Raw genomic sequence first — 12,311 nt, 5'->3', positions numbered from 1 at the left:
TGATGTCACGCGCCGCCACCATCCCTCTGCCGATGCCGCAGATCACCCACATCGTGCTCATCCGCCACGGCGAGACCGACTGGAACCGTGAGCGCCGCCTGCAAGGCCAGCTCGACGTGCCGCTGAACATGCAAGGGCTGGAGCAAGCGGCGCAGCTTGGCAAGGCACTGGCGCGCGAGCGGTTCGATGCGGTCTATGCGAGCGATCTGTCGCGCGCCAGGCAGACGGCGCAGGCGCTTGCAGATGAAGTGGGTGTGACGGTGCGTGACGACGCCGGTTTGCGCGAGCGCTGCTATGGCGAGTTTGAAGGCCTCACCTACGCTGAAGTCGCCGCACAGCATCCAGCCGACTTTGATGCCTGGCAAAACCGCGTGCCCGAGTTCGCCCCGCCTGGCGGCGAGACGCTGACTGAATTCCACGAACGTGCGGTCGAGACTGCGCTTCGCCTGATCCGTCGCCACCCCGGCGAGCGCATCGCGCTGGTTAGCCACGGCGGCGTGCTCGATTGCCTGTATCGCCGGGCCAACGCCATGACGCTCACCGAGCCGCGCCAGCATGAACTGCGCAACGCGAGCATCAACCGGCTTTCATCCGATGGCCATCAACTGACTGTACTGCAATGGGGGGATGTCGCGCACCTGGATTTGCTGGTGCTCGACGAGGTGGACCGCCGCGTTCCCTAAACCTTCAGCCGGAACGGCGTGAAGTTGGTGTCGCGGTCGTAGTAGTCTTCGTGCTCGACGCGTTTGAGGAAGGCGACGACCCGGTAGGTAAGGGGCGTCGCCACGACCTCCCAGCCGGTCTTGAGGATGTATTGCGCGATGGCCACGCGGAGCACCTGCTGGTGGGGCCAGATCCCGTAGAAGGCGATCACGTAGAACAGCGAAGAATCCACTGCCTCGCCCACCACCGTGGACCCAATAAGGCGCGTCCACAGCCATTTTCCTTCCGTAGCGATCTTCATCTTCGCCAGCGTGTAGCTGTTGGCAAAGCTGCCGCACCAGAACGCAATGAGCGACCCGGCGACGATGCGGGGCGTGTTGCCGAACACGTCGTTCAGGCTCTTCTGGTAGTCCGCCATGAATGGCGCTACTGGCAGCGCCAGCACGACCAGCGACATGAACGACGCGAAGATCAGTGCGGCAAAACCCGCCCACACCACACGCCGGTCGCGCCCGTAGCCGTACACCTCGGTGAGGATGTCGCCGAAGATGTATGAGATCGGGAAGAAAAGCACACCAGCGCCAAACGTGACCGGCCCGATGATTGGCAGCGTGACCTGCGCCGCCTTGGCCGCGCCGATCAGGTTGGAACACAGCAGTACCGTCACGAAGGCCGCCATGACGAAGTCGTAGTAGCGGAACGTGCGGTTCGGGTGGCGCGGGGCGGCGGACATGTCGGGGCGGTCCGGGTGGGCGTTTATTGGTTGTCGTCCCAGAGATCGCGTACGGGGCCGCTCTTGGGGGCGCCCAGCCCGAAGTGCTGGTACGCCGAAGCCGTGGCGATACGACCACGGGGAGTGCGCTGCAGGTAGCCTTGCTGGATGAGGTAGGGCTCGAGTACGTCCTCGATCGTGTCGCGCTCCTCGCCGATGGCGGCCGCCAGGTTGTCGATGCCGACCGGGCCGCCGTTGAACTTGTGCAGGATCGCTTCGAGCAGCCTGCGATCCATCAGGTCGAAGCCGACCGCATCCACATCGAGCATGGCCAGGGCGGCATCGGCCACTTCGCGGGTGATGATGCCATCGGCCTTGACCTCGGCATAGTCACGCACGCGGCGGAGCAGGCGGTTGGCGATACGCGGCGTGCCGCGCGAGCGCTTGGCAATTTCCAGCGCGCCTTCATCCACGATATGAGCGTTCAGCAGGCCCGACGAGCGCGTGACGATCTTTGCCAGCTCGGCAGGCGTATAGAACTCCAACCGCGCAACGATGCCGAAGCGGTCGCGCAGCGGGTTGGTCAGCATACCGGCGCGCGTCGTGGCGCCCACCAGCGTGAACGGCTGCAGATCGAGCTTGACCGAGCGCGCCGCCGGGCCCTCGCCGATCATGATGTCGATCTGGTAGTCCTCCAGCGCCGGGTACAGGATTTCCTCCACCACGGGCGAGAGCCGATGAATCTCGTCGATGAAGAGGACGTCGTTGGCTTCGAGGTTCGTGAGCAACGCGGCCAGGTCGCCCGGGCGTTCCAGCACGGGGCCGGAGGTCTGGCGCAGGTTGACGCCCATCTCGCGCGCGATGATGTGCGCCAGCGTCGTCTTGCCCAGGCCCGGCGGGCCGAACAGCAGCACGTGGTCCAGTGCTTCGCTGCGGTTCTTGGCCGCGGTCATGAAGATGTCGAGCTGGCCGCGCACCTTTTCCTGGCCGACGTATTCGTCAAGCAGCTTGGGGCGCAGCGCGCGCTCGAACGCCTCCTCGTTGGGGGAGGCGGGGGAGGCTGAGATGATGCGCTCAGCAGAGGCAGCCTTGGCGGCGAGCTTGTCGGTTTCGATCATGACGGGCAGACGGCGCCGGGAAGGCGCGAGCAGGCCATTCTACCGTTTCGCCGCGCCCGGGCGTCAGCCTTTGGACAGCGCCTTGAGCGCCAGCTTGATCCCCTCGGACACACCCGTACCGGCCGGCACCTGCTTGATGGCGAGGGCCGCTTCCTTGTCGGAGTACCCAAGCGCCAGCAGGGCGTTGAGCACGTCGACCGCGTCGTCCGAGACGGCAGGGCCGCCGGGCACCGCACCCAGGTCGGCGCCGAGCTTGCCCTTGAGTTCGAGCAGCAGACGCTCCGCCGTCTTCTTGCCGATCCCCGGAATGCGCGTCAGCCGCCCGGCTTCCTGCAGCGTGACGGCCTGCGCGAGTTCGGCCACCGACATGCCCGACAGCACCGCCAGCGCAATGCGGGCGCCGATGCCCGAGATCTTGATGAGCTGGCGGAAGGTTTCGCGCTCGGCGGCGGTGCCGAAACCGTAGAGCAGGTGCGCATCCTCGCGCACGATCTGCTGCGTGAGCAGGACGACCTTCTCGCCAGTCGCGGGCAGGTTGTAGAACGTGCTCATCGGCACGTCGATCTCGTAGCCGACGCCGTGGCAATCGACCAGCAGGTGCGGCGGGTTCTTTTCGATCAGCGTCCCGGCAATGCGTCCGATCATGGGTGGGGTTCCTCCTCCAAAACGGGACGCAGTGTAGCCCAAACCTACTGTGCGGCCCGATCCTGGCTCGGCCGCTCGCTACGGTTCCGATGCGCGAAGACTAGCGCGTGAAGGTCGACACGGCTTGCCGCCCGACGGCAGGATCGTCGGTGAAGAAGCCGTCGACGCCCGCACGCAGGAATGCCTGGATCTCGGTGATCGAGCCGTTGACGTTGCGCGTGTTGTCGGCACCGCTGCGCAGCGACGGCGGCAGGAAGGTGTTCTCGGGGCGGAACGTGTACGGGTGGACGATCAGCCCGGCGTTGTGCGCGTTGCGGATCAGGTCGGTCGGATCGGTGAGTCGGCCGTTCGCATCCAGGCCCATGATGCTGCTCTTGTCAGGGCCGACACCGTTGGCATACGCGGCGATGTCGCGCATGCCCTGGCTGGTCATCATGTCGCCGAACGTGCGGCTGTCTTTGGCGACCACAAAGTCGTAGGGCTGCCGGCTGGATGTGCCCATCAATTGCACGAGCTTCCAGTTGGGCTGGCTGCTGCCGATCTTGTTGCGAATGGCCTTGAGATTGGCGACTTCGAACGACTGGATGTAGACCGTCGTGCGGCTGGCCGTGAAGGCATCGCGGCGCAGGCCGTCGATCAGCCTGTCTTCCAGCGGCAGGCCGATCGACTGAAAGTACGTCGGATGTTTCGTCTCGGGATAGATGCCGATGTTGCGGCCGAGCTTGGCGGATTGGTCACGCGCCAGCGCGATGATCTCGTCGAGCGTGGGAATGTCGAATTGATCGTTGTACGCGACGTTGTCGGGACGGATGCTCGGGATGCGTTCGCGTGCGCGCAGCGTTTTCAATTCACCCAGCGTGAAGTCTTCGGTGAACCAGCCCGTGACGCTCTGCCCATCGATCGTCTTGGTGGTCTTGCGGCCGGCAAACGCCGCCACGTCGGCCACGTTGGTTGTGCCGGAGATTTCGTTCTCGTGGCGTGCAACCAGCACACCGTCTTTGGTGGATACGAGATCCGGCTCGATGATGTCCGCGCCGTCGTCGATGGCCTTCTGGTAGGAGGCCAGCGTGTGCTCGGGCCGCAATGCAGGCGCACCGCGGTGGCCGATCACCTGGACGGTGGCGATGGGCGTGGTGTTGCCCCCGCCGCTGCCACCACCGTGGTTATATTCCAGTCGGCAGGCCGACAAGGCCAGGGAGGCACTCAAAAAGAACGGGCTCAGCAGGATGAGACGGCGCGGCATCGGGCTCTCCTGAAGACGGATACCCCCCATGGTAGTCGCCGTGTGTGCGTGCAGCTACCCGCCGTCTTTAAGAATCCTGTCAGCCGACGAGGCGCCCGCGCCGCACGCGCAAGCCCTTTTGCGCAAGCTGCGGCGCCAGCCCGGCCATGGCAGCCAGCGTCTCGCCGCCGTGCGCATGACAGATTGCCACGCCCAGCGCGTCAGACGCATCCGCCCCGGGTTTGCCTTCGAGGTTGAGTAGGCGCACGACCATTTCCTGCACCTGGTCCTTGTTGGCGCGGCCGTAGCCGACCACGGCCTGCTTCAGTTGCAGCGCGGTGTATTCGAACACCGGCAGGTTGCCGCTCATCAGGCCGCAGATCACCGCACCGCGGGCCTGGCCCAGCAGCAGCGTCGATTGCGGGTTGACGTTGACGAACACCTTTTCGATGGAAGCGCAGTCCGGCTGGTATGTGCTCACCAGTTCAGAGACGCCGTCGTACAGCGTCTTCAGGCGGCTGGGCAGGTCGGCATTGCCGTTGCTCTTGATCGTGCCCGAGGCCACGTAGACGAGCTTGTGGCCGTGCCGTTCGAGCACGCCAAAACCCGTGGTGCGAAGGCCGGGGTCGATGCCGAGGATGCGCATGAAGGAGGTAGGCAGAAATGGAAACGGGGCAAGGCGCCAGTTTACGCCTTGCCCCGTTTGTTCGTCGCGTGGACGGTGCTGTTTGGTGAGCGATTAGTGGCGGAAGTGGCGGGTGCCCGTGAAGATCATCGCCACGTTGCGCTCGTCGGCGGCGGCGATCACTTCATCGTCGCGCACCGAGCCGCCCGGCTGGATTACGCACGAGGCGCCGGCATCGACCACCACGTCCAGACCGTCGCGGAACGGGAAGAACGCATCGGACGCCACGGCCGAACCGGCCAGCGTCAGGCCTGCGTTCTGCGCCTTGATGCTGGCGATGCGTGCGGAGTCCACGCGGCTCATCTGGCCGGCGCCCACGCCCAGCGTCATGCCGCCGCCGCAGAAAACGATGGCGTTCGACTTGACGAACTTGGCGACGCGCCAGGCGAACATCAGGTCGTCCATTTCCTTCGGGGTCGGGTGGCGCTTGGTGACGACGCGCAACTCGCTCGGCTGCACGTTCTTGGCGTCCGGGCTCTGCACCAGCAGGCCGCCGCCAACGCGCTTGAAGTCGTACGCGTTCACGCCCTTGCCGAGCGGAATTTCCAGCACGCGGACGTTTTGCTTGGCGGCAAATACGGCACGCGCACCTTCCGAGAAGCCCGGGGCGATCAGCACTTCCACGAACTGCTTGGCGACGATCTGCGCCGCGGCTTCATCCAGCGGCACGTTGAAGGCGATGATGCCGCCGAAAGCCGAGGTCGAATCGGTCTTGAAGGCCTTCTCATACGCTTCTTGCGCGGTACCGCCGATGGCCACGCCGCACGGGTTGGCGTGCTTGATGATGACGCACGCGGCGCCCTTGGCCGGGTCGAACGACTTCACACATTCCCACGCGGCATCGGCGTCGGCGATGTTGTTGTACGACAGTTCCTTGCCCTGCAGTTGCTTGTAGTTGGCGAGCGCGCCATCCACTGCCTTGAGGTCACGGTAGAAGGCGGCGGACTGGTGCGGGTTCTCGCCGTAGCGCATTTCCTGCACCTTGTCGAAGGCCAGGTTCAGCGTTTGCGGATAAGCGCTGCGCGTGCTGTGCGACTTGTCGGCGCCCAGGCTCGTCAGGTAATTCGTGATGGCGCCGTCGTACTGCGCGGTGTGCGCGAACACCTTCTTGGCCAGCATGAAGTTGGTCTCGTAGCCAACCGTGTTGTTGTTGGCCTGCATTTCGGCCAGCACGGTGGCGTAGTCGGCCGGATCAACGATGACGGTCACGTCGCGGTGGTTCTTGGCCGCCGAGCGCAGCATGGTCGGGCCGCCAATGTCGATGTTTTCGATGGCGTCGGCCAGCGAGCATTCGTCCTTGGCCACGGTTTGCTGGAACGGGTACAGGTTCACCACCAGCAGGTCGATGGTCGGGATGCTGTGTTCGGCCAGTGCGGCCATGTGCTCGGGCAAGTCGCGGCGGGCGAGGATGCCGCCGTGCACCTTCGGGTGCAGCGTCTTGACGCGGCCGTCGAGCATTTCCGGAAAGCCCGTGTAATCCGCCACTTCCGTCACGGGCAGGCCGGACTCGGCGAGCAGCTTGGCGGTACCGCCGGTGGAGAGGAGCTTGACGCCGCGCTCGTGCAGGGCACGGGCAAAGTCGACGATGCCGGTCTTGTCGGAAACGGAAAGCAGGGCTTGCTGGATCATGGTGGAAACGCCGGTGGGCGGGTGTGGCGCTGGGTTTGCCGAACTGGCAGGAGGCGCCGTCAGAAAGGAAATCGGTTCAAAGGCCGGCCTGCGACCTCAGATGAGGCCGTGCTGCTGCAACTTCTTGCGCAGCGTGTTTCGGTTGATGCCGAGGTAGTCGGCCGCCTGCGACTGGTTGTTGGAAGCCCATCCCATCACGGTTTCCAGGAGCGGCCGTTCAATGGCCTGCAGCACCATGTCGTAGACATTGGACGGGTTCTCGCCGTCCAGGTCACGGTAATACGCATCCAGGCTGTCGCGGATGCAACGTTCGATCGGATTGCGGCTCATGCGGCAAGCAGTTCCTTGTTATTGTCGTTGTTGCCCGTCGTGGGGTGGTCGCCACCGCTGGCTTGGTCTTCGTAGACCAGACGGTCGGACAGCGCACGCTGCTCGTCGAAGAACGCATTGACGGCGGCCAACTGGGCCGCGGTGTCCTCGATGGTGTTCATGCGGTGGCGGAACAGGTTGGCCCCCGCCAACCCGCGCGTGTACCAGGCGATGTGCTTGCGTGCGGTGCGCACGCCGGTGTATTCGCCATAGAACGCGTAGTGCTCTTCCAGATGTGCATTCATGATGCCGCGAATCTCTTCCACTTCCGGCGCGGGCAGCAACGTGCCGGTTTGCAGGAAGTGGGAAATCTCGCGGAACAGCCACGGGCGCCCCTGCGCCGCGCGGCCGATCATGATGGCGTCCGCTCCGGTCACGGCCAGCACGTGCTTGGCCTTGGCCGGCGTGGTGATGTCGCCGTTGGCCACCACTGGAATGCGCACCGACGCCTTGACCGCGGCGATGGTGTCGTATTCAGCATCACCGTGGTACAGATCTGCCCGTGTGCGACCGTGCACGGTCAGCATGCTGATACCGGCATCCTGCGCAATGCGCGCCACGCTTAATGCGTTGCGGTGTTCGCGGTCCCACCCGGTGCGGATCTTCAGCGTTACGGGCACGCGATCGCCCACTGCGCCCACCACGGCCTCGACAATGCGCTGGACCAGCGGCTCGTTCTGCAGCAGCGCAGAACCGGCGGCCACGTTGCACACTTTCTTGGCCGGGCAGCCCATGTTGATGTCGATGATTTGCGCGCCGCGATCGACGTTGTAGCGCGCGGCCTCGGCCATCATCATCGGCTCAGCGCCGGCAATCTGCACGGCGATCGGCTCGACCTCGCCCGTGTGGTTGGCGCGCCGCATCGTCTTCTCGCTTTTCCACAATTGCGCGTTGGAAGCGACCATCTCGGACACCGCATAGCCCGCGCCCAGCCGTTTGCACAGCTGACGGAACGGGCGGTCCGTCACACCCGCCATGGGGGCGACGAACAGGTTGTTGCGGAGGGTATGCGGTCCGATCTGCAAGGCTGCGAGGAAGAAGCGGCTGAAAGAAACGAAAAATCACCCCTTCCGCCCAGAGTCGAATGACGACCGGGCGGAGCGACGGGAGTGAAAAATGCGAGGACGGGATTTTACCGCCAAACCGCCGGATTGCCTAAATGTTGTGCACAAACTATGCGGCAGTGCGGTCGGCGGCGCGCTTCTTGCCGTGGCTGGCGTTACCGGAACCGTTGCAGGCCGTAGGCGCGGGCGTCGATGAAGGGCCTGCGCTCGCTGACCAGATCGGCGATGAGTCGGGCGGTGCCCGGCGCGCCCGTCATGCCCAGGTGGCCGTGCCCGAACGCGAAGAACACGTTGCGGTAGCGCTCCGAGCGGTCGATTACGGGCAGGCTGTCGGGTAGAGAGGGACGATGGCCCATCCACTGGCTGTCGTCCGTGAAGCTGAGGCCGGGGAAGAGCTGCTGGCCCTGCTGCATGAGGATGCGCGCGCGGCGGTAATCGGGCGACGCGTCCAACCCGCCGATTTCCACGGTGCCGGCAATGCGCAAGCCGCCTTCCATGGGTGTGGCGATGAACTTGCGCTCGCAATCCATGATCGGCCGCGAGGGCTGCACGCTGGGCGCGCGCAGCGTGGCGTGATAGCCGCGCTCGGTGTCGAGCGGAATGCGGATGCCAGTAAGCTTGGCCCCCAGCCGCATCGACCACGCGCCCGCGCAGAGCACGAGCTTCGACACGGGCAGCGTGCCGCAATCGGTATGCAGCCGCGTCGGGCCGCCGTAGTCGCTTCGGCCGAATTCCACGTCCAACACCTTGCGGCGCAGGAAGGTGCCGCCCGCTGCGGCAAAGTTGGTCGCCAGGGTCTTGACCAGCCGTTCCGGATTGACGGTGAAGCCGTTGTCAGGCAGCAGCAGACCGGATTGGATGTCGGCGGCCAATGCGGGCTCCAGCTCGCGGGCTTCACCGGCGCTCAGGGCTTGCGAGCGCACGCCGGTGGCGTCGCGAATGGCTTGCGCCAGCACATCGCCCGAGGAGCGCGCCAGTGTGCGCCACACATACAAATGGCCACTCTGGCGGATCAGGCTGTCGTATTGCGCGGCGTCGAGCAGGTCGCGATAACCGGGGAAGGTCGCGCTGAAAAGACTCGCCAGCGGCTGCGCAGTCGCACGGGCCTGCGCCTCATTGCCTGCGAGTACCCATTGCAGCAGCCAGGGCAGCGCGCGCGGCAGATAGGGCCAACGCACCGTCAGCGGACCCATCGGATCGGCTAGCCACTTGGGCACCTGCTTGAGCATGCCGGGCAGCGCCATCGGCACGACCGATGCGACGCTCAGGCAGCCGGCATTGCCAAACGAGCAACCTTCGCCAATGCCGGCCTGATCGAGCAGCGTGACCTGATGGCCTTCACGTTGCAGTTGCAGCGCGCATGCTGTGCCGACAATGCCGGCGCCCACCACGGTGATCTGTTGGCGATCGCCCGCAGTGCTGGCCCCGGAAGTCGCCACGCGCTAGCCTCGCTGACCGAACATCATCTGCCGGGCCAGCCCGTGCTTGAGCGGTGGCAGGCATTCCAGCAGCGTAAGCGCCGCGCCGCGCAGATGCCCAAACGGCCGGCCCGGCACGGCAAACGCACGCGGCAGCAAATCGGTCAGGCCGATGGTGACGGCGCGGTCAAACGCGCGTTCGCGGGCGAAACGGGCGAGGGTGGCTGCCGTTGCCCCATCCCGAAGCGCGCGCGCCATCTCGAATGCATCGCGCAGGCCGAGGTTGAAGCCCTGGCCCGCCACGGGGTGGATCGTCTGCGCGGCATTGCCGATCGCGGCGACACGGCGGTCGACCGGAATGCGCTGGGCATGCAGCCCGAGCGCGAATGTGTGGCGCGGGCTGGCGTGCGTGAAGCGGCCCATGCGCTCGCCAAAGGCCGCGCCCAGTTCAGCGAGGAAGGCGTCGTCGGGCAACGCTGCGCGTCGGCGTGCTTCATCGGGTGCGCAGCACCAGACGAGCGCGTAGCCGGGACCATGCGCGTCATCCTGCGGTAGCAAAGCGAGTGGGCCGTCGGGTGTGAAGCGCTCCCACGCCCAGCCTTCCAGCGGCGCGCTGCAGCGCACGTGCGCGACGATGGCGGTTTGGCCGTAATCGCGGCGCCGCGCATGGGCGATGCCGCCTTCCTGCTTACGTGCGTCGTCGAACAAGCCGCCTTCGGCCTGGATGACGACTTCGGTTTCGATGGCCAGCGGATGACGTCCTTCGCGTAGCGCCCGCACGCGGGCCGGGGCGACGGTGCCGTCGGCGCGCGGCAGTTGCTCGACGCGCTCCACGGGTGTGTGGTCGTAGCGGGTGAGGCGCTTCGGGTGACGCTCCATCTGCGTGGCGAGTGCGGCGTTGAGCGCGGCGCTCAGGTCGCCGTATTGCACGACGTGGCCGAGCGCGGGGACGTCGTAGTCTTCACGGCGGATATGCGCCTGCCCGAAATGACCGCGCTGCGAGACATGAATGTGCGTGATGGGCGTGGCGCGCGTGGGCCAGCCGCCAATCTCCTGCAGCAGCACGCGCGAGCCATGCGAGAGCGCCAGCGAGCGCGGGTCTCGCGCGGCGGCTTCGGCATCGCGCGCATCGAACAGGGCGACGCGCCAGTCGGTGTCGCGCAGCAACCAGTTGGCCAGCGCCAGCCCGACAGGCCCCGCGCCGACGATGGCGACGTCGAAGTCCGGAGCGGCACTGCTTGCTGTGATGCTGTCGGTCATGCCTGGCTCCGCATCACCAGTTCAATTTCGTCTGGGGCTACGGGCACGTCGCGCGTGATGATTTCGCAGCCTTCGGGCGTGACGATGGCGTCGTCTTCAATGCGGATACCGATGTGCCAATATTTTTCCGGCACGCCGGGTGCGGGGCGCACGTAGATGCCGGGTTCGACGGTCAGCACCATGCCGGCCTCCAGCGGGCGCCATGGGCGTTCGCCTTCCGCAGGAGCAGCGGTGCCGGGCGTGCGGTATTCGCCCACGTCGTGCACGTCCATGCCGAGCCAGTGGCCGGTGCGGTGCATGTAGAACTGGCGGTACTGGCCTCCGGCGATCACGTCGTCGAGCGTGCCGACCGTGTTGCGGTCAAGCAGGCCGGTGTCGAGCATGCCTTGCGCCAGCACGCGCGTGGCAGCATCGTGCGGTACGTTGTACGGCACGCCGGGGCGCGTTTCGGCAAGGGCGGCTTCCTGCGCGGCAACCACAAGCGCATACAGCTCGCGTTGCGGGCCGGTGAAGCGGCCGTTCACGGGGAACGTGCGGGTGATGTCCGACGCGTAGCCGTCCAGCTCGCAGCCGGCGTCGATCAGGCACAGATCGCCGTCGCGCAGTTCGGCGTTGCCGGCGCGGTAGTGCAACACGCATGCGTTGGGGCCGGTGGCAACGATGGAGTTGTAGGCGACGCTTTGCGCACCGTGGCGGCGGAATTCGTACAGCAGCTCGGCTTCGAGATGGTATTCACGCAGGCCGGCCCGCGAGGCCTGCATGGCGCGCACATGGGCCCCCGCGGAGATGCGCCCGGCGCGGCGCATGATGTCGAGTTCGTTCGGGTCTTTGAACAGGCGCAGCTCATCGAGGATGGCGCGCACGTCCAGCGCCTGGTGCGGCGAAGACACCCCCGCGCGGCCTTGCATGCGCACCGCGTCGAGCCAGCGGCGCATGCGGCGGTCGAACATGCCGCTTTCTGCCAGCGGATATGCCACGGCGGCGGCGTTGGCGAGCAGCTTGGGCAGCGTCGCGTCGATCTCTTCCACCGAGTGCGCCTCATCCAGGCCGAAGGCTTCCTTCGCGGCTTCGGGGCCGAAGCGGAAGCCGTCCCAGATCTCGCGCTCTTCATGCTTCGGGCGGCAGAACAGCACGCTGCGCGCGGGTGCGCTGCCCGCGGGTACCACGATGGCGAGCACCGCTTCGGGCTCGGTAAAGCCGGTCAGGTAATAGAAGTAGCTGTCGTGCCGATAGGGGTAGTCGCTGTCGCGGTTGCGCATCGCTTCCGGTGCGGTCGGCACGATGGCGACCCCGCCACCCGCCGCGCGCAGCCACTGCACGACGCGCTCGCGGCGCTGGCGATAGGTCTGGAGGAAAGCGAGTTCGGTGGCGGACATGGCGTGTTTTCCAGCGGCAGAAAGGATGCGTGGATTGTAACGCCGCGCTTGGTGGGCATTCGGGGGAGGGGCATTGCCACACCCAAAAGGAGACTTGTGCGGTGCGGGCGGCCTCTCCTAAAGTCTCGGGCGGCTACCGCCGTTAATACT

General features: G+C 66.0%; 12 protein-coding genes. 1 reads left to right on the top strand and 11 read right to left on the bottom strand.

What is annotated here, in order from left to right:
- Nucleotides 1-2: 2 nt before the first annotated feature.
- The gene (locus M1D44_RS12110) at nucleotides 3-683 is read left to right on the top strand and encodes a histidine phosphatase family protein (protein WP_024976633.1); all 681 of its coding nucleotides are present in this window, start codon (nucleotides 3-5) and stop codon (nucleotides 681-683) included.
- On the opposite strand, the gene M1D44_RS12105 is transcribed toward M1D44_RS12110, so the two are convergent.
- The 11 genes from M1D44_RS12105 to M1D44_RS12055 all read right to left on the bottom strand — a co-directional run bounded on the left by M1D44_RS12105 (nucleotide 680) and on the right by M1D44_RS12055 (nucleotide 12,161).
- A complete protein-coding gene (locus M1D44_RS12105) occupies nucleotides 680-1,396 on the bottom strand; it encodes a queuosine precursor transporter (protein WP_024976632.1) in 717 nt (238 codons plus the stop codon). The two genes, M1D44_RS12110 and M1D44_RS12105, sit on opposite strands and share 4 nt — an antisense overlap.
- A 23-nt stretch (nucleotides 1,397-1,419) precedes the next feature.
- Complete coding sequence (gene ruvB / locus M1D44_RS12100) at nucleotides 1,420-2,493, bottom strand: Holliday junction branch migration DNA helicase RuvB (RefSeq protein WP_112185858.1); 1,074 nt, start codon at nucleotides 2,491-2,493, stop codon at nucleotides 1,420-1,422.
- A 63-nt stretch (nucleotides 2,494-2,556) separates the two neighbouring features.
- Nucleotides 2,557-3,138 (bottom strand): Holliday junction branch migration protein RuvA, encoded by a 582-nt coding sequence (ruvA, locus tag M1D44_RS12095; protein ID WP_012761185.1) that lies wholly within the window; start codon nucleotides 3,136-3,138, stop codon nucleotides 2,557-2,559.
- Between the two features lie 100 nt (nucleotides 3,139-3,238).
- Nucleotides 3,239-4,381, bottom strand: coding sequence for a glycerophosphodiester phosphodiesterase (locus M1D44_RS12090; RefSeq protein ID WP_439004505.1), 1,143 nt, complete (start codon nucleotides 4,379-4,381; stop codon nucleotides 3,239-3,241).
- 79 nt (nucleotides 4,382-4,460) lie between these two features.
- On the bottom strand, nucleotides 4,461-5,006 hold the full coding sequence (gene ruvC, locus M1D44_RS12085) for a crossover junction endodeoxyribonuclease RuvC (RefSeq protein WP_024976629.1): 546 nt from the start codon (nucleotides 5,004-5,006) through the stop codon (nucleotides 4,461-4,463).
- 93 nt (nucleotides 5,007-5,099) lie between these two features.
- Nucleotides 5,100-6,674, bottom strand: a complete 1,575-nt coding sequence (gene purH / locus M1D44_RS12080) for a bifunctional phosphoribosylaminoimidazolecarboxamide formyltransferase/IMP cyclohydrolase (RefSeq protein ID WP_024976628.1) — start codon at nucleotides 6,672-6,674, stop codon at nucleotides 5,100-5,102.
- A 96-nt stretch (nucleotides 6,675-6,770) separates the two neighbouring features.
- The gene (locus M1D44_RS12075) at nucleotides 6,771-7,004 is read right to left on the bottom strand and encodes a Fis family transcriptional regulator (protein WP_024976627.1); all 234 of its coding nucleotides are present in this window, start codon (nucleotides 7,002-7,004) and stop codon (nucleotides 6,771-6,773) included.
- Nucleotides 7,001-8,068, bottom strand: coding sequence for a tRNA dihydrouridine synthase DusB (gene dusB, locus M1D44_RS12070; RefSeq protein WP_024976626.1), 1,068 nt, complete (start codon nucleotides 8,066-8,068; stop codon nucleotides 7,001-7,003). The genes M1D44_RS12075 and dusB overlap by 4 nt, the downstream gene beginning before the upstream one ends.
- A gap of 194 nt (nucleotides 8,069-8,262) precedes the next feature.
- Nucleotides 8,263-9,546, bottom strand: coding sequence for an NAD(P)/FAD-dependent oxidoreductase (locus tag M1D44_RS12065; RefSeq protein ID WP_316852750.1), 1,284 nt, complete (start codon nucleotides 9,544-9,546; stop codon nucleotides 8,263-8,265).
- A gap of 3 nt (nucleotides 9,547-9,549) precedes the next feature.
- Nucleotides 9,550-10,785 carry a UbiH/UbiF/VisC/COQ6 family ubiquinone biosynthesis hydroxylase gene (locus tag M1D44_RS12060; protein ID WP_112185852.1) on the bottom strand — a complete coding sequence of 412 codons (1,236 nt, stop codon included), beginning with the start codon at nucleotides 10,783-10,785 and terminating at the stop codon, nucleotides 9,550-9,552.
- On the bottom strand, nucleotides 10,782-12,161 hold the full coding sequence (locus M1D44_RS12055; protein WP_024976623.1) for an aminopeptidase P N-terminal domain-containing protein: 1,380 nt from the start codon (nucleotides 12,159-12,161) through the stop codon (nucleotides 10,782-10,784). The genes M1D44_RS12060 and M1D44_RS12055 overlap by 4 nt, the downstream gene beginning before the upstream one ends.
- Nucleotides 12,162-12,311 lie beyond the last annotated feature (150 nt).

This window comes from Ralstonia sp. SA306 (assembly GCF_054792405.1).
The sequence above is the reverse complement of the archived record's forward strand: the minus strand, read 5'-3'. Positions and strand labels throughout refer to the sequence as shown.

Excerpts from the sequence above, each read along its gene's own strand:
- M1D44_RS12110 (WP_024976633.1), top strand. The coding sequence starts at position 3 with ATGTCACGCGCCGCCACCATCCCTCTGCCGATGCCGCAGATCACCCAC.
- M1D44_RS12105 (WP_024976632.1), bottom strand. The coding sequence starts at position 1,396 with ATGTCCGCCGCCCCGCGCCACCCGAACCGCACGTTCCGCTACTACGAC.
- ruvB (WP_112185858.1), bottom strand. The coding sequence starts at position 2,493 with ATGATCGAAACCGACAAGCTCGCCGCCAAGGCTGCCTCTGCTGAGCGC.
- ruvA (WP_012761185.1), bottom strand. The coding sequence starts at position 3,138 with ATGATCGGACGCATTGCCGGGACGCTGATCGAAAAGAACCCGCCGCAC.
- M1D44_RS12090 (WP_439004505.1), bottom strand. The coding sequence starts at position 4,381 with ATGCCGCGCCGTCTCATCCTGCTGAGCCCGTTCTTTTTGAGTGCCTCC.
- ruvC (WP_024976629.1), bottom strand. The coding sequence starts at position 5,006 with ATGCGCATCCTCGGCATCGACCCCGGCCTTCGCACCACGGGTTTTGGC.
- purH (WP_024976628.1), bottom strand. The coding sequence starts at position 6,674 with ATGATCCAGCAAGCCCTGCTTTCCGTTTCCGACAAGACCGGCATCGTC.
- M1D44_RS12075 (WP_024976627.1), bottom strand. The coding sequence starts at position 7,004 with ATGAGCCGCAATCCGATCGAACGTTGCATCCGCGACAGCCTGGATGCG.
- M1D44_RS12060 (WP_112185852.1), bottom strand. The coding sequence starts at position 10,785 with ATGACCGACAGCATCACAGCAAGCAGTGCCGCTCCGGACTTCGACGTC.
- M1D44_RS12055 (WP_024976623.1), bottom strand. The coding sequence starts at position 12,161 with ATGTCCGCCACCGAACTCGCTTTCCTCCAGACCTATCGCCAGCGCCGC.